This window comes from Streptomyces sp. DT2A-34, from assembly GCF_030499515.1.
GTDB lineage: Bacteria > Actinomycetota > Actinomycetes > Streptomycetales > Streptomycetaceae > Streptomyces.
Window position 1 is genome coordinate 5,801,761 of the sequence record NZ_JASTWJ010000001.1, and the last position, 15,720, is coordinate 5,817,480.

Genomic DNA, 15,720 nt, shown 5'->3' on the forward strand with positions numbered 1-15,720 from the left:
AATCCCAGCTCAGGCACGCCTCCACAGTCGGTCGGGGCGGCGACGGGGCCACGGAGGGGCGGGCAGGACCGGCAGTCGGTCTTTGTCTGTTTTTGGTGCGGAGTTCGATCCATAAGGGCATAAGGGTTTTCTCGTGGCCGGTGTCGGACAAAACCGCTCGGACCAGCACCGTCGGCTCCGGCTCACCGAGGACACAGGGGCGCCCGCGCAGGCTGACCGTGCCGGGTCCGTGCTGTCGCCAACTAGGCTACGAGGCAAGAAAGTTCACCATCAAAGCTCATGCCCGGCTCCCCTCTCGGGCACCGTGCACCCGTGACAACACGGCCCACTCCAAGACAAGATCAACTACCGCGACTCCTGGGTTACACTCCCCGTCGTCAACGATGAGAAAGTTGGGGGACCGTGGTTGCACAGCAGCTCTTTCTCGCCTGTCTGCCTTTCGCCGGCGGTGGCGCCGCCTTCTTCCGGGAATGGGGAAAGACAGGCATACCCAAAGTCGCGGTACTTCCGGTCCAGCTACCGGGCCGCGAGGAACGATTTCTTGACGATCCTTTCACCAAAGTTTCCGACGCAGTTGCCGAACTGACGCCTGAGATCGTCTCCGCCGCCGGAGAAGGGGCGGCCATCGCGCTGTTCGGGCACAGCCTCGGCGCAGTGCTCGCCTACGAGATCGCCAGGGAACTGGAGCGGACGGGCCACCCCGGGCTGCGCCACCTGTTCGTCAGTGGATCACCGGCGCCGCACGACGGACGGACCGAACGGGCGACCGGCCTGCCCGACGAGGAGTTCCTGGCCGGGGTGCAGCGGTTCGCCGGCTACCGGCACGAGGCGTTCGACGATCCCGACATGGTCGAGGTCCTGCTCCCGATCCTGCGCGCCGACGTGGAGATGCACGAGAACTACCGGGCGACCGGCACGGAGCCGCTCTCGGTGCCGGTCACCGCGCTGCGCGGCGAGCACGACGAACTCGTCTCCCGGGAGCAGGCCGAGCAGTGGGCCGAGGTGACGCGGGGTCCGTTCGCCTACCAGGAACTGCCCGGTGGCCACATGTACCTGGTCGACGAGGCCGAGCGGGTGCTGCGGACGGTAGCCGGGAGCCCGGCATGCGACTGACCAGCAAGACCGTGATCATCACCGGCGCGGCCCGCGGCCTGGGCCGGGCCTGCGCGCTCAGGTTCGCCGACGAGGGAGCCGACCTGCTGCTGCTGGACATCACGCAGGACCTGGCCGGCGTGCCCTACCCGCTCGGATCCGCCGGCCAGCTGGAACACACCGCGGATCAGTGCCGGCGCGCGGGCGCCGCGACCGTGACGGCCGCCGTCGACGTACGCGACGCCCAGCAGTGCGCGCTGGCGGTCGAGCAGGCGCTGGACCGGTTCGGCACGGTGGACGTGCTGGTCAACAACGCCGGAATCGCCTCGCCTTCCGGGAAGATCGCCCACGACATCACCGAAGAGGAGTGGTCGCTCATGCTCGACATCGACCTCTCCGGCGCCTGGCGGATGATGAAGGCGGTCGCACCGGTGATGGTCCAGCGCAGGTCCGGCAGCATCATCAACGTGTCCTCGACCGCGGGCACGGTCGGATACCGGCATTTCGCGGGCTATGTCGCGGCCAAGCACGGGCTGATCGGACTGACCAAGGCCGCGGCCCTGGACTACGCCCCGATGCGGGTCCGGGTGAATGCCCTGTGCCCCGGCTCGGTCCGTGACGAGCCGGTGATGGAGGGGCGGATGCTCGCCGAGATCGCCCGGTCGCTGGAGGTCCCGGTCGCCGAGCACGAACAGATCTTCGTACGGGACCAGCCGATGAACGCGCTGATCGAACCGTCCGACATCGCGAACGCGGCGCTGTGGCTCGCGGAGGACGACTCCCGCCAGGTCACTGGCAGCGTGCTGACCGTGGACGGCGGCTTCACGTCCCGATGACCAGGAGGTCCCAACCGTGACGACACCGACGATCGATGAACTGGCCGCTGGATGTCACAGCCTTGTCCTGCGGCTGCCCGGCACAGCCGAACCGCAGCGCCTGCTGTCCAAGGCGCTACCCGATCCGGTCCAGGTCTGGCAGACCCCGGTGCCGGCCGGCGCCGACGAGCCGGCCGGCCAGGACCGCAGGCGTGCCGAGTCCCTGCGGCCGATCCACCAGGACGGCCCTCCCCTGCGGGCCGTGGCCCTGAACTACCTTGACGGAACGACGGACCTGGTTCTGGTGGCGGTCCGCGCGGTGATCCCGCCGGCCGCGCTGCGGCGGATTGCCCGGCTGCTGCTGGACGGGTCAGGCGACGCCGTACCGGCGTGGCCCGCCGCCCCCCGGCCCGGCCTCGCGCACCGCGGACGACTCGATTGGGGTCTGGGCGATCCGGACCTGCGCGGGGTCGCTGGCCGGGTGCAGATCGACCTCACCGGGCAAGGTGAATCGTTCCTGCTGCCGGCGATCGCCCTGGCCGTGAGCCGGTACAGCGGGGAGGGCCGGACGGAACTGGGCGTGCTGGACCTGAGCGACGGCGCAGCCGAACGCATCAGCGCCTACCCGCTGGGCGAGCCTGCGCAGGCTTCGGTCGCGGACTTCCTGCACCGCTTCGACCAGGCACCGGTCACCCCCCACGAGCCGCCGCCGGCCGGGGTCGTCCTGAGCCCGGAGTTCGAGGAGGGGAGCTATACGGCCTGCCTGGCGCCGGTCTTCCCGCTCACCGTCCAGCTCGACCCCGGTTCGGCACGCGCGACCTGCCACTTCGACCAGGGCATGGTGGACGCCTCCATCGCGCGGCAGTTCAGCGCACACGTGGCCCACCTGGCCGGGCAACTGGCGAACAGCGCGGCGCAGCGGCCGCTGTCCGAGCTGGAACTGCTGTCGCAAGCCGAACGGGCGGCAGTCCTGCGGGCGGGCGAAGCAGGCAACGGCGCCCCCGCGCGGGGGCGGATCGACCGCGCCTTCGAGGAGATGGCCGCCAAGCAGCCGCAGGCCGTGGCCCTGCTGGCTGGCGAGGAGCAGCTGACCTACCGGCAGTTGGACGAGCGGGCGGAAGCGGTAGCTGCGGGCCTGCGTGCGCTGGACATCGCACCGGGCAGCCGGATCGGTGTCTGCCTGGAGCGAGACGCCGACCTGGTGGTCACTCTGCTCGGCGTGCTCAAGGCGGACTGTGCGTATGTGCCGATGGATCCCCGCTATCCGGAGCAGCGCCTGAGCTTCACCGTCCGTGACGCGGGCATGCCCGTCATCATCACCTCCGCACCGGACTTCCCCGCGGTCCCCGGGACCCGGCTGCTGTCCCCGGGCGAACTGACCCGACTGGCAGCAGGCCGGACGGAGGCCGGTGCACGAGCCGACGACGGCGGCGAGAACCCCGCCTATGTGATCTACACCTCCGGTTCGACCGGCACGCCCAAGGGCGTGGTGGTGCCGCACCGCAACGTGCTGGCGCTGCTGCACGCCACCACCGGGGATTTCGCCCTGGGCCCCGACGACACCTGGACGCTGTTCCATTCCAGCGCCTTCGACTTCTCCGTCTGGGAGATCTGGGGGTGCCTGCTCACCGGAGGACGCCTGGTCGTGGTGCCCTACTGGACCACCCGCGACACCGAGGAGTTCTACGCCCTGCTGGCCGGGCAGCGCGTCACCGTGCTCAACCAGACGCCGTCCGCGTTCGCGCAGCTCATCCGCACCGACCGACGCGTCCGCGGGGACCTGGCCCTGCGCCTGGTCATCTTCGGCGGCGAACCGCTGGAGGTGCGCATGCTCGCGCCTTGGTTCACCCGGCATCCGGCATCCGACTGCCGAGTGGTCAACATGTTCGGCATCACCGAAACGACTGTGCACGTCACCGCCCAGACGATCACCCCGCACGATGTCGTCACCGGCTCGCGATCGGTCGGCCGTCCGATACCGGGGTGGACGGTGTCCATACGCGACGGACAAGGACGGGTCCTGCCGCCCGGCCCCTCCGGCGAGATCTACGTCGGCGGCGCCGGAGTTGCCGGCGAATACCTCGGTCGGCGCGAACTGACCCAGCAACGGTTCATCCTCGACGAATCCACAGGCGAACGGATCTACCGCAGCGGTGACAAGGGCAGGCTGCACCCCGACGGGCGCCTGGACCACCTGGGTCGGCTCGACAACCAGGTCAAGATCCGCGGACACCGCATCGAACTCGACGAGATCCGCACCGTGCTGCTGGGCGCACCCCACGTGACCGCAGCAGCCGTCGTCGTCAACCGCGACCATCCCGACGACCCCGCCAGCAGTAGGATCGACGCCTACGTCGTCCTGGAGGGTGCCGCCGATCGCGCACACGTATTCGCGCACGCCAAAACCACACTTCCCGACTACATGACGCCTGCGACGATCACCCAGGTCACCGAAATCCCGCTGACCATCAACGGGAAACCCGACACCACTCAACTGCCCGACCCGCGTACCGTGCCGACTGAGCCGCTCGACGCCCCAAAGCCCGCCACCAGTACCGTCGCCGACACCGTCCTGGGCATCTGGAGCAAGCAGCTCAACACCCCGGTGAACCTCCAGGACAACTTCTTCACCCTCGGCGGCAACTCACTTCTTGTCACCCGAGTTCTCGCGGAGATGCGGGACCAGAACCTACCCAAGATCTCACCCAGGCAGTTCTACAGCCACTCCACCGCAGCACAGTTCATTGGACTCGTCCAACAACTCAGCGGAGCCGACGACTGAGATCCTTCAAGGTGGCCACTGATCGGGTGACGACATAGCCACCCGCAACAGACGAGGCTCCTGTGCCGTGGAGGGAGATGTTCGACGTCTCGACTCAGCCGGCCCAGGAGCCTTGTCGGTTTCCCGTCCTGCCGCACTCGACCTGCCCTATGCCCTGGTCGCTCCGGTGCACCTGCGCAGGCACGGGTCCCTCGCACAGATCGCTGCCGGGTCCACCATCCCGGTCGGCATCGCGCACGCCTGCACCAGCGCGGTCATCGGTGTGCCAGCCGCACCAGCGGGGTGTCAGGCCAAGGGATCCCGGAGACGCGCAGCCGCGGGCCAGCCTCACTTTGTCCGATAGGTGCCTGTTGAGTTTCTGGTGCGCGATGATGTGATCACGTCCATGAAGAAGATCACGATAGTCGCTGCCGCCACGGTGTTCGCCGCTTCGCTGATGTCGGGGACTGCCGATGCTGCCGATCTGAGGCCGGCGCAGCCGAACCCGTGGGACAAGCGCGTCAAGTGCGAGTCGAAGGACAAGGAAGGCAGGAAAATCGTCACCCGCTACGGGAACTCGAAGTTGGGCTGGCACCACTTCACCGGCCGCCACAACATCAAGAAGTGCTCCTCCCTGGATGCGGCCCTGCGAGACCGTGTGGACCGGAACGACCACCACGGGCACCTGGAGTACGACGGGGTTGTGATCGAGACAGGCCCGAGGCCGCGGCAGGTGAAGTTCACGGTGGTCGTGCAGTACACGCGCAAGACCACGGATGGCGATTATGATGCCGGTCGCGGTCAGAAGATCGGCGTCATCACGGCGTACTGCCACAACCAACCGGGGAACAAGTGTCCGGCATGGGCCAAGATGTGAATTCTCCCGACTCAGGCACCGAGCAGACAGCCGCGGGTCATCTGCTCGATCTCGTGCGCTCCTTCGTCACCACGCACGTGTCGTGGAAGCCGATGTTCATCGGCGCGGTCATCACCGGCGACGACCTCATGCGCCTCTATTTCCGTTCACCTGAGCGGGACCGTGTGTACGGTGTGGACGTCCTGATCAGCAATACAGGCCCTGGCCTGCTCGGCTCTCTGGTCTCCCCGGCGTTCCTGGCGAACGAGAACCTGCATGCGCCTTCCGACGATCCACACTGCGATGTGATCGTGGATCTCACCGAATACTGACACATGAGGCAAAGAGCCCTCGGTACCTATTTCCAAGTTGTCCGTGCTGATCAGACGGGGTTCCGTGGTTGCCTCCGACGTCAGTACGGGCACGTCGGCGCCCGGCAACCTGCCTGAGCCACCCGAGGAAGAAGGGCGTCACGGCGGAAGTGTCGACCGAGGGTTTCGCCCAGCGAGCCAGTCCGTAGCCGCTGGCTACACGCTGTAGTACTCCAGGGCTGTGCCATAGACGTAGGGTCAGCCCGCCGGATCGGCTCACTGACCCACGTGCTTCATCAACGCTTCCCACAGCTCGCCGTCCAGGCCGTTGACTTCGGCCTGGAGCTCCCTCACGTCTCCGAAGTACACCCCGACGCGCGAGGGGAGACTGCGCAGCCGGCGCTCGCGCGTCCCTGTCTCCTCCAGCACCGCATCCACCAGCTCGGTCGGGATGACCTGCGTCAATTCACCGACGTGTCCGGGCGCGAACACGTCATCGTTTCTGTGCGTGACAGACTGTGTCGCAGGGCCTCTGCTCTCTCAGGAAGATCTTGGTCGATCCCCTGGATAGCAGAGGCACGTCTCACGTCGCGGTCGTGCTTGACACCGTCAACTGGGCCTTAACTTCGTGGCATTGGATACTGAACGCGATCCGCTACCTGGTCGACAACGGCGTCAAGTGGCGCGCCATGCCGTGCGACTTCCCGCCGTGGGACCGGGTGTACGCGTTCTACCGCCGCTGGCGCGACCACGGCCTGGCCAGGGAGTTCCACGACCGGCTGCGTGAGCGGGTCCGCGAGAAGCTGGGCAAGGACACGGAGCCCACGGCCGGGGTGATCGACTCACAGTCGGTCAAGGCGGACGCCGTCGTCGGCGCGGACAGCCGCGGCTACGACGGCGCCAAGCAGATCAACGGGTGTAAACGGCACGTCGTGGTCGACGCCCTCGGCCTGCTGCTCGGCGTGATGGTCACCAGCGCCGCTGTCGGCGACCGCACCGCCGCAGGTCCTGTTGGTGCGGGTGGCCGATGCACGCCATCGCCTGGCCCTCGTCTGGGCCGACGGCGGCTACACCGGCAGCCTGGTCGAGCACTGCCTGGCCGCATTCGCGCTGGTGCTGGCGATCGTCAAACGCAGCGACGACCAGAAGGGGTTCGTGGTGCTGCCCAAGCGGTGGATCGTCGAGCGTCTCTTCGCCCACCTGATGCGAAGCCGCCGCCTGGCCCGCGACTACGAGCGCCGCACGACCAGTGCCGAGGCGATGATCCTGTGGTCGATGACCATGGTCATGACCCGCCGCCTGGCCCGGCCACGCCCGGCGCGGGCGTGAACCGGCCCGGCGCGGGCTCGGCCAGCCAGCCCCGGGCCACCAGGCGTTTCGCCTTCGACCGCAGCGCCTCCACCCTTGCTGGCACCACGTCCATGCCGAACACGGCGGCCATCCCCTGGCAGGTCACCGGCCCCTGCCCGAGCCGGGCCCGGTCCGCCCCCAACTGCAGGATGCGCTGGTAGTCCACCGACAGCGCCGACCAGGACAGCCCCTCACGCCACACGGGCACCTGCGACTTCGGCTTCACCGCCTCCGCCGACTGTGGGGCCGTTCCCGGCTGCCCTTCAGCGGCCGGCACCCTCTCATCAGCCCGGGCACGGTCGCGCCCGGTCTCCTCCTCCGGGGCCAGCACCTCGCCGACCTTCGAGCGGGCAATCGTCCACTCCTGCCATTCCCGCTCGGCCACGGCCAGTTCGGCCTGGACACGGTCTGCTTCCTCCCGCAGCTCGTCCACCCGACGGCGAGCACCCAGCTCGCGCTGTTCCAGCAGCCCGACCACCGACGGCATCCACGCCCCCCCACAGCAGCGACGACATGACAAGCCGTCACTCCCACGAGATTGCCGAACCTATGCCCCACCAGCGAAAACGCAGCCCTCACGTCCGGAACGACAACAGCTTCTTAAGCGAAGGGGCCACCCCACCGCGCTCATGCGGTGGGGTGGCCCCTTGCGTCTCCCTCTGATCAGGTCAGTCGCGGCCGGCGGCTTTCCTCCCAGAACCGGTCCATCGCAGCAGCGGCCGCATCCCCGGCCAGCCGCTCGATCCTCTCGGGCACCTCGCGCTCGTCGAGGACGAAGAGCCTCCCGCCGACGAGGTGCGTGGTTGTCTTCCAGCCGAGACGCCGTCCTGCCTCCCTGGCGGCACGCCGGACATCCTTGAGCTCGCCCATCTCCGCAAGATCGTCCGCGCCGAGGATCAGCTGCCCGTAGTAGCCCTCGTACTCGGGCTTCAGTGCGGCCCGCATCAGCGACTCGAGGCGGTCGACCAGCTTCTCGTGCCGGCGCCGAGCCGGCTCGTCCTTCGCGGGCATCTCGCACAGCTCCCCACCTCTGCCCGCAGCCGCATGTGTGCCATATGTGTGCTGCGAGTACGAAGGCCCTCCCGTCCGACGGACGGAAGGGCCTCTGACCAGGTGTTTCTCTGTGCCCCCGGCAGGATTCGAACCTGCGACACCCGCTTTAGGAGAGCGGTGCTCTATCCCCTGAGCTACGAAGGCAGAAGGTGCCCTGACAGGGTAGCGGATCCGTCCCTCGGGGTTCGCGCCGGTTGTCGGTGATCGGTGACGCGCCTCGTCGATCTTCTTCGATCTGCTCCGGGGCGCGGTTGACCTCAAGCGAACTTGAGATTTTACGTTGCTTGCGCGGGCCCACCCAGGGCCGAATCACGGACTCTCCCGACCACCCGGAATCGAGGCACCCCCATGTCCCAGTCCCCGCGCACCTCCACCTCCCACCCCCCGCTCAAGATCGGCGTCCTCATCGGCAGCGTCCGCCCCGGGCGTTTCGCCGACAAGGTCTCCCGTTGGTTCGTCTCCGAGGTCGGGCGGCGTGACGACATGGAGACGCATGTCATCGACCTGTCCGAACCTGCTCTCGCCGATGAACTCAAGCTGACCCTGGAGCGGCCGGACGCCGAGGACGGCGCCCCGACGCTGGCCGAGCGCATCGGTGGGCTCGACGGGTTCGTCGTCGTCACGCCCGAGTACAACCATGGGTACCCCGCAGCGCTGAAGCTGGCCATCGACTACGTCTACCGGGAGTGGCGGGCCAAGCCGGTCGGCTTCGTCTCGTACGGCGGTATGGCCGGCGGACAGCGGGCGGTGGAGCAGCTGCGGCAGGTCTTCGCCGAGCTGCACGCCGTCACCCTGCGCGACACGGTCAGCTTCCACATGGCCTGGGAGCGGTTCGACGACGAGGGGCGCCCGTACGACCAGGACGGCACCGCCAAGGCCGCCGCCGTGCTGCTGGACCAGCTCGCCTGGTGGGGGCTGACCCTGCGCGAGGGCCGTGCCGTCAGGCCGTACGACGGCTGAACCTCGAATACGAACAGAAGAACCTCAAAGACGAACCTCAAAGACGAACCTCAAAGACGAATCTCAAAAACGAACCTCAAAAAACAAAGGGGTCAGGACACCGCCACCCGAGCGAACCGCCCCGCCACCCGCAGATCACCCTCCACCCGCGCCGCCGTCTCCACCAGCTCCGGCAGCACCTCCCGCACGCACTCCTCCACCGACCGCCGCGCCGCATGCATCGCCACGTTCACCGCGGCGACCACCCGGCCCGTCCGGTCGCGCACCGGTACCGCCACCGAGCGCAGGCCCTCCTCCAACTCCTCGTCGACCAGGGCGTATCCGCGCTCGCGGACGTCCTCCAGTACCGCTGCGAGAGTCGAGGGGTCCGTGATCGTACGAGGGGTCAGCGGGTGCAGCTCGGTCAGGGCGGCAGCCGACTGCCCTTCCCCGGGCCCGGTATCCGCCAGCAGCACCCTGCCCAGGGACGTCGCATACGCCGGCAGCCGCGTGCCGATCGTGATGTTGACGCTCATCACGCGGCTGGTGGCGGCCCGGGCCGTGTACTGGATCTCCTCGCCCGACGGCGTCAGCACCGCCAGGGACGCCGACTCGTGGACGCGTTCGGCGAGTTCGGCCAGATGCGGGGTCGCGATCTGGGAGAGGGACGTGCGGGACAGGGGCGGGTAGCCCAGCGACAGTACGCGCGGGGTCAGTGTGAAGCCGCGGTTCCCCGACTGGCGTACCAGGCCCAGATGCTCGTATGTGATCAGTGCCCTGCGTGCCGTGGCCCGGGCCAGGCCCGTCGCGCGGGCCACGTCCGTGAGGGTCAGCTCGGCCCGGCCCTCGCCGAAGGCGGTCAGTACGGTCAGCCCGCGCGCCAGCGACTCGACGAACTCCCGGCCCAGTTCCTGCTTGGAGGCGCCCGTCCAGATCGCCAGGCCCGCCGGTGCCGCCCCGGGCTTCGGCTGCGGTGCCTCGCGCAGCTCGCGCTCCATCTTCGTCACCGCCGCCCGCAGGCGGGGGAGGAGCGTGTCGCGCAGGTTCGCGGCGGTGTGGCGGCTCGTGTGGCTGACCACGCTCGCCACGCAGGCGATACGGCCGCCCGCGCGGGGATCCCGTACCGGTACGGACACGGCCACCAGACCCGGCTCGATCAACTGGTCGTCCAACGCCCAGCCGTCCTTGCGTGCCCGCTCCGCCCGGCGCTCGAAGTCCTCGTCGGGCGAGGCGTGTTCCCGGGGCGGTACGGCGGGAAAGCCCCGGTCCCGCGGGTCCGCCGCCCGGCGCTCGCGCCAGGCGTGCCACTCCGCGTCCGTCCACTCCGTCGCGAACAGCGGACCCGGTGCGGTGCGTTCGGCCGGGAGCAGGTCGCCGATGCGGAAGCTGAGGGACATCGCGCGGCGGCGGGTCGCCTGGTGGATGAAGCGGATGCCGTCGCGGTCGCCGACCGCCAGCGACACCGACTCGTCCCACTCGTCGGCGAGCGCGTCCGCGTGGGAGGAGAGGAGGGCGGGCAGGCCCAGGGCGGCAAGGTAGGCGTTGCCCAGTTCCATCACCCGGGGCGCCAGGACGACGTCGCGGCCGTCGAGACGGACGTATCCCGTGCGCGCGAGCGTGGACGCGATCCGGTCCACCGTGGAGCGGGCCAGTCCCGTGGCCCGCTCCAGCCCGCTCGCGCTCAGCGTCCCGCCGGCCTCCGTCAGCTGCCGCAGCACCGCGACGCCACGGATCAACGGCGTCACCGCCTCCGCCGGTACGGCGGGGGCGGCGTCCATGGTCGTCTTCGCGGGCATCGGCTCTCCGGTACGGCGGTCGCGGCAGGCTCTCACCGTAATGCGACCCACGCGCGCGTACGCCGACGTGGACCCACGCGCGCGTACGACATCGCCGGGCATGCCATCCCCGTCACCGCCCCTACCCCTACCCCTACCTTCGCGACACCCGCACCCGATACTCACCCCCCACATCCGCCCCCACCACCGCGATCCGCACCCCCCGCTTCGTATCCCGGAATTCCTCCCCCAGCACGAACGTCGCGTCCGACAGCTCGGCGTGGACGTTCGGGCTGCGGGTGCAGCCGCCGCTGTCCTCGTGGGAGTCGTGGACCTTCACCGGGCCCATCCCGGTGTCCACGTCCGCGTCGACCTTGTAGATCAGGACGCCGGGGCGGCACACGGTCTCGTCGTTGCCCTCGCGGGTGCGCAGTTCGACGGCGTAGCCGCTGCGGCGGTCCAGCGGTACGAACACCAGCTTCGGGCCGCCCTTGAGGGCCAGCGGGGTCAGGGCGTACTCGGTCGTCCCGGGGGCGGCCGCGCACCGTACCTGTGCCGCGTCCAGCCAGCCCAGCTTCCACTTGTGCCAGCCGAGCAGGTCGTTGTTGGCCCCCCAGTCCTCGCTCATGATGTCCCAGTGGCCGACCGCGCCCCCGCCCTCGGCGGTGTACAGGTCGGGCAGGCCGAAGACGTGGCCGTTCTCGTGGGGGAGGACCCGGTAGCCGGTGCGGTGGTAGGTGCCGGAGCCGTCGTCCTGGCGGGAGTAGACGAAGGAGGCGTTGGCCACCGAGACGCCGTCGGCGACCGGGGCCTCCATGTTGCCGGCGAAGGACACCGACAGGACCGTGTCCAGGGCCGAGGGGCCGGCGTTCGGCGTCACCAGCACGTTCAGGAAGTCGTACGACCGGAAGTCCACCTTGGGATCGGCCTCGGCCACGATGTCCTGGACCAGCTGCCGGTACCCGGGGTCGAAGGGCGCGCCGCGCTCTATGCCGTACGCGTGGAAGGACTTGGGCATGCGCAGCCAGCCGCGGATCGGGGTCCGGGCGTGGTAGTCGAGGCGGCCGTAGGAGCTGGTGCGGAACCACTCCTGGGTCTTCGGGAAGAACTCCGCGAAACGGTCGAGCGCGCGGCCGGGACCGGGCGTGTCGGGGAAGTCGACCATCAGGGTGAGGGCGCGGACGGTGCCGGTGGAGCGGGCGTAGCCGCGCGCTGTCGGTATGCCCTCCGACATCTGGACCGTGGGGCGGCCGTTGATCATGCAGGGGCCGAGGGGGGAGGAGCGGGCCGGCGCGATCGGGCCCGCTCCGGTGGCCGTCGGGGTGCCCGCCGTGAGGTGCCCGGTGCCTGCCGAGGTGCTGACCGCCAGGGTCAGGGCGGTCACGGAGGCGAGGGCGGCCACACGGCGGGGGCGTATCCGACGGCTCAGCTGCATGCATGGGCCCTTCAGTCCAGGGCAGCCGCCCGTACTGCGCGCTGCACCCTCTCGATCACCCTGTGTCGAGGGGTGCGCCGGCGCGCGCTGGATGAGACCGAACGTGGGTACCTGGCACGCGAACTTGTGACTCAGGTCACATGAATCTTTTCGCGAGGCGGGAAATAACCGGGGAGGTCTTCCCCGTTTAGCCATGTGTCCGAGCGAAACGGGGACACCTTCCCCGGATCGCCTCACACTGGAACTCGTTCCACTGGAACTCAGGAGTACGCCGTGCAGACCGCGACCCCCGTAGCGCGCAAGGCGACCCGGCCGCGCGCCGACGCCCTGCGCAACCGGGAGCGGATCGTCACCGCCGCCCGGGAGATGTTCGTCGAGTTCGGCCCCGATGTGCCGCTCGACGAGATCGCCCGCCGGGCCGGCGTCGGCAATGCCACGGTGTACCGCAACTTCCCCGACCGCGACGCGCTGGTCCGCGAGGTCGTCTGCTCCGTCATGGACCGTACGGTGGCGGCGGTCGAACTGGCGCTCGCGCAGACCGGGGACGCCTTCGAGGCTCTGGAGCGTTTCGTGCACGCCGCCGCCGACGAGCGGATCAGCGCGCTGTGCCCGATGGTCCAGAGCGCCTTCGACAAGCATCATCCGGACCTGGAAGCCGCACGAGAGCGGTTCGAGCAGCTCGTCACGGAGGTCATGGACCGCGCCAGGGCGGCCGGCCAACTCCGCTCCGACGTGGAGGTCGGTGACCTGATGGTCGCCGTGGCCCAGCTCAGCCGGCCCCCGGCCGGAACCGGGTGCCAGAGCGTCGACCGCTTCGTCCACCGCCATCTGCAGCTGTTCCTGGACGGACTGCGGGCCCCGGCCCGTTCGGTCCTGCCGGGCACGGCGATGACCATGGAGGACCTGCGCCAGGCCTGACCGATCAGTTCAGAGCGCGGCAGCAGTCGCTACTCAGCAGCAGTCGCTACTCGGCAGCAGTCACTACCTGGCAGAAGTCACCACACCGAATCTCACCGGCCGTCACAGCCGACGAGCCGTCCCCTTTACCTTTCACTTTTTCCGTCACGAAGTCCCGAAGTGGGTACCCCCATGTCTGAAACGGCCGCAAAGGCCCCCGGCAGCACCCTCGGTGCCGCCGATTCCAACCGCTGGAAAGCGCTCGTCTTCATCGCGCTGGCCCAGCTCATGGTCGTCCTCGACGCGACCATCGTGAACATCGCCCTGCCCTCCGCCCAGCAGGACCTGGGCATCTCGGACGGCAACCGCCAGTGGGTCGTCACGGCCTACGCGCTCGCCTTCGGCGGTCTGCTGCTGTTCGGCGGCCGGATAGCCGACCTGTGGGGCCGCAAGAACGCCTTCGTCGTCGGTCTCATCGGCTTCGCCGGTGCCTCCGCGCTCGGCGGTGCGGCCACCAACGAGGCGATGATGTTCGGCGCCCGCGCCCTGCAGGGTGTCTTCGGCGCGCTGCTCGCACCCGCCGCGCTCTCGCTGCTCGCCGTGATGTTCACGGACGCCAAGGAGCGCGCCAAGGCGTTCGGCATCTACGGTGCGATCGCGGGTGGCGGCGGCGCCGTCGGCTTCATCCTCGGCGGTGTGCTGACCGAGTACATGGACTGGCGCTGGACGTTCTTCGTCAACATCCCGTTCGCGATCGCGGCCGCGGCCGGCGCGTACTTCGTCATCCGTGAGCCGGAGGGCGGCCGCAACCGCAACCCGCTCGACATCCCCGGCGTCCTGCTCTCCACCCTGGGCCTGGTCGCGCTGGTCTACGGCTTCACCCGCGCCGAGTCCGACGGCTGGGGCGACTCCGTGACCGTGGGCATGTTCGTCGCCTCCGTGGTCCTGCTGCTCGCCTTCGTCGTCACCGAGGCCAAGGTCAAGGCCCCGCTGCTGCCGCTGCGCGTCGTCACCGACCGCAACCGCGGCGGGATCTACCTCTCGCTCGGTATCGCGATCATCGCGATGTTCGGCACGTTCCTGTTCCTGACCTACTACCTGCAGATCGTGAAGGGCTACTCGCCGATCAAGACCGGCTTCGCCTTCATGCCGATGATCGTCGGCATGATGGTCGGCTCGACCCAGATCGGCACCCGTCTGATGACCCGCCTGCCGGCCCGCATGCTGATGGGCCCCGGCTTCCTGGTCGCCGCGGTGGGCATGCTGCTGATGACGCAGCTGGAGATCGGCTCGTCGTACGCCTCGATCATCCTGCCGGCGATGCTGCTGCTCGGTCTCGGCATGGGTACGGCGTTCATGCCGGCCATGTCCCTGGCCACCCTGGGCGTCGAGCCCCGGGACTCGGGTGTCGCCTCCGCGATGGTCAACACCTCGCAGCAGGTGGGCGGCGCGATCGGCACGGCCCTGCTGAACACGATCGCGGCCTCGGCCACGACCTCCTACATCGCCGACCACATCGGCTCCGCGAGCTCCCGCTCCCAGCAGCAGCTGGTCCAGCTGGAGGGCATGGTGCACGGCTACACCAACGCGATCTGGTTCGCCGTCGGCATGCTGGTGCTCGCCGCGGTGATCGTCGTGACCTTCGTCAACGCCGGCCGCCCGGACGGTGCGACGGTGGCGTCCTCCGAGGAGGGCACCGAGGACGAGGTGCGGGTGCCGGTCGTCGCGCACTGAGGCCGGCGACGACCGTACGGCCGTACCACTTCGGGACCAGGCGTACGTACGGGGATGGGGACGCTCCGTACGTACGACCCCCAGGACCTGCCCCGGCTCGCCGCTGAATGAGCGGTTCAGCGGAGCCAGGGCAGGTCCGCACCCGCTTCACTGGGCTGCAGGCCCTCGGCGACGATCCGCATGATCTCGCCGAGGGCCTTTTGCTGTTCGGGGGTGAGCCGGTCGAACATCGCCTGGCGCACGGCCGCCACATGGCCCGGCGCGGTCTCCCGCAACACCTCCATGCCCGCGTCGGTCAGGACCGCGAACTGGCCCCGCTTGTCGTCGAGGCAGTCCTCGCGCCGGACCCAGCCGTTCTTCTCCAGCCGGGCGACGGCGTGCGAGAGACGGGAGCGGGTGATCTTGGCGTACATCGCCAGCTCGGTCATCCGCAGCCGGCGGCGCGGGGACTCGGCGAGCTTGACCAGCAGGCCGTAGTAGACGTGCGGCATCCCCGCGTCCCGCTGGAGCTGGCGGTCCAGGTGGTCCTCGAGCAGGGTGGTCGCGTCGATGTAGGAGCGCCAGACGTGCTGCTCCTCGTCGGTGAGCCAGCGCGGTTCCGCCGCGGATGCGGATGCGGGCGAGGGTGCGGAGGTCGGTGCCGTATTCATGTACTCCACTGTACGAGAGCTCTCCTTGAATTTTTAACTACTGCGGCGTACC

14 protein-coding genes, 1 tRNA gene and 3 pseudogenes are annotated in these 15,720 nt (G+C 69.2%); 11 read left to right on the forward strand and 7 right to left on the reverse strand.

All coding sequences use genetic code 11. The features are described from left to right. Window positions 1-402 precede the first annotated feature (402 nt). The 6 genes and pseudogenes from QQM39_RS25990 to QQM39_RS26015 all read left to right on the forward strand — a co-directional run bounded on the left by QQM39_RS25990 (window position 403) and on the right by QQM39_RS26015 (window position 5,856). Complete coding sequence (locus tag QQM39_RS25990) at window positions 403-1,113, forward strand: thioesterase II family protein (protein WP_301999944.1); 711 nt, start codon at window positions 403-405, stop codon at window positions 1,111-1,113. Next, complete coding sequence (locus QQM39_RS25995) at window positions 1,104-1,928, forward strand: SDR family oxidoreductase (protein WP_301999945.1); 825 nt, start codon at window positions 1,104-1,106, stop codon at window positions 1,926-1,928. Before QQM39_RS25990 ends, QQM39_RS25995 begins: the two co-directional genes overlap by 10 nt. A 16-nt stretch (window positions 1,929-1,944) precedes the next feature. After that, window positions 1,945-4,689, forward strand: a complete 2,745-nt coding sequence (locus QQM39_RS26000; protein ID WP_301999947.1) for an amino acid adenylation domain-containing protein — start codon at window positions 1,945-1,947, stop codon at window positions 4,687-4,689. A 151-nt stretch (window positions 4,690-4,840) separates the two neighbouring features. After that, a pseudogene (locus tag QQM39_RS26005) lies at window positions 4,841-4,960 on the forward strand (IS5/IS1182 family transposase); the annotation flags it as partial. 114 nt (window positions 4,961-5,074) lie between these two features. Continuing rightward, a complete protein-coding gene (locus tag QQM39_RS26010) occupies window positions 5,075-5,545 on the forward strand; it encodes a hypothetical protein (RefSeq protein WP_301999949.1) in 471 nt (156 codons plus the stop codon). Beyond that, window positions 5,530-5,856, forward strand: a complete 327-nt coding sequence (locus QQM39_RS26015) for a hypothetical protein (RefSeq protein WP_301999951.1) — start codon at window positions 5,530-5,532, stop codon at window positions 5,854-5,856. The genes QQM39_RS26010 and QQM39_RS26015 overlap by 16 nt, the downstream gene beginning before the upstream one ends. A gap of 339 nt (window positions 5,857-6,195) precedes the next feature. Here QQM39_RS26015 and QQM39_RS26020 read toward each other — a convergent pair. Continuing rightward, window positions 6,196-6,327 (reverse strand): annotated as a pseudogene (locus QQM39_RS26020) (transposase domain-containing protein); the annotation flags it as partial. A 197-nt stretch (window positions 6,328-6,524) separates the two neighbouring features. Here QQM39_RS26020 and QQM39_RS26025 point away from each other — a divergent pair. Both QQM39_RS26025 and QQM39_RS26030 read left to right on the forward strand, forming a co-directional pair. Beyond that, window positions 6,525-6,785 (forward strand): annotated as a pseudogene (locus QQM39_RS26025) (IS5/IS1182 family transposase); the annotation flags it as partial. 70 nt (window positions 6,786-6,855) lie between these two features. Beyond that, a complete protein-coding gene (locus tag QQM39_RS26030; protein ID WP_301999953.1) occupies window positions 6,856-7,164 on the forward strand; it encodes a transposase in 309 nt (102 codons plus the stop codon). Here the strand turns inward: QQM39_RS26030 and QQM39_RS26035 are convergent. From QQM39_RS26035 to QQM39_RS26045, 3 genes are all read right to left on the reverse strand, one after another. Next, window positions 7,121-7,672, reverse strand: a complete 552-nt coding sequence (locus QQM39_RS26035; protein ID WP_301999955.1) for a hypothetical protein — start codon at window positions 7,670-7,672, stop codon at window positions 7,121-7,123. The genes QQM39_RS26030 and QQM39_RS26035 overlap by 44 nt on opposite strands. Window positions 7,673-7,848: 176 nt before the next feature. Then, window positions 7,849-8,196 (reverse strand): hypothetical protein, encoded by a 348-nt coding sequence (locus QQM39_RS26040; protein ID WP_301999956.1) that lies wholly within the window; start codon window positions 8,194-8,196, stop codon window positions 7,849-7,851. A 113-nt stretch (window positions 8,197-8,309) separates the two neighbouring features. Then, a tRNA-Arg gene (locus QQM39_RS26045) sits at window positions 8,310-8,382 on the reverse strand. Between the two features lie 204 nt (window positions 8,383-8,586). Between QQM39_RS26045 and QQM39_RS26050 the strand changes: the two genes are divergently transcribed. After that, on the forward strand, window positions 8,587-9,198 hold the full coding sequence (locus tag QQM39_RS26050) for an NADPH-dependent FMN reductase (RefSeq protein WP_301999958.1): 612 nt from the start codon (window positions 8,587-8,589) through the stop codon (window positions 9,196-9,198). 92 nt (window positions 9,199-9,290) lie between these two features. Here QQM39_RS26050 and QQM39_RS26055 read toward each other — a convergent pair whose 3' ends face one another. Both QQM39_RS26055 and QQM39_RS26060 read right to left on the reverse strand, forming a co-directional pair. Continuing rightward, window positions 9,291-10,973 carry an IclR family transcriptional regulator C-terminal domain-containing protein gene (locus tag QQM39_RS26055; RefSeq protein ID WP_301999959.1) on the reverse strand — a complete coding sequence of 561 codons (1,683 nt, stop codon included), beginning with the start codon at window positions 10,971-10,973 and terminating at the stop codon, window positions 9,291-9,293. A 133-nt stretch (window positions 10,974-11,106) separates the two neighbouring features. Further along, window positions 11,107-12,387, reverse strand: a complete 1,281-nt coding sequence (locus QQM39_RS26060; RefSeq protein WP_301999960.1) for a M6 family metalloprotease domain-containing protein — start codon at window positions 12,385-12,387, stop codon at window positions 11,107-11,109. Between the two features lie 273 nt (window positions 12,388-12,660). Here QQM39_RS26060 and QQM39_RS26065 point away from each other — a divergent pair, with 273 nt between their 5' ends. Further along, window positions 12,661-13,305 carry a TetR/AcrR family transcriptional regulator gene (locus tag QQM39_RS26065; RefSeq protein WP_301999961.1) on the forward strand — a complete coding sequence of 215 codons (645 nt, stop codon included), beginning with the start codon at window positions 12,661-12,663 and terminating at the stop codon, window positions 13,303-13,305. A 171-nt stretch (window positions 13,306-13,476) separates the two neighbouring features. Continuing rightward, window positions 13,477-15,018: an MFS transporter gene (locus QQM39_RS26070; protein WP_301999962.1), complete on the forward strand. Its 1,542-nt coding sequence runs from the start codon at window positions 13,477-13,479 to the stop codon at window positions 15,016-15,018. A gap of 116 nt (window positions 15,019-15,134) precedes the next feature. Here QQM39_RS26070 and QQM39_RS26075 read toward each other — a convergent pair whose 3' ends face one another. Then, window positions 15,135-15,668, reverse strand: a complete 534-nt coding sequence (locus QQM39_RS26075) for a MarR family winged helix-turn-helix transcriptional regulator (protein ID WP_301999963.1) — start codon at window positions 15,666-15,668, stop codon at window positions 15,135-15,137. Window positions 15,669-15,720: the final 52 nt, after the last annotated feature.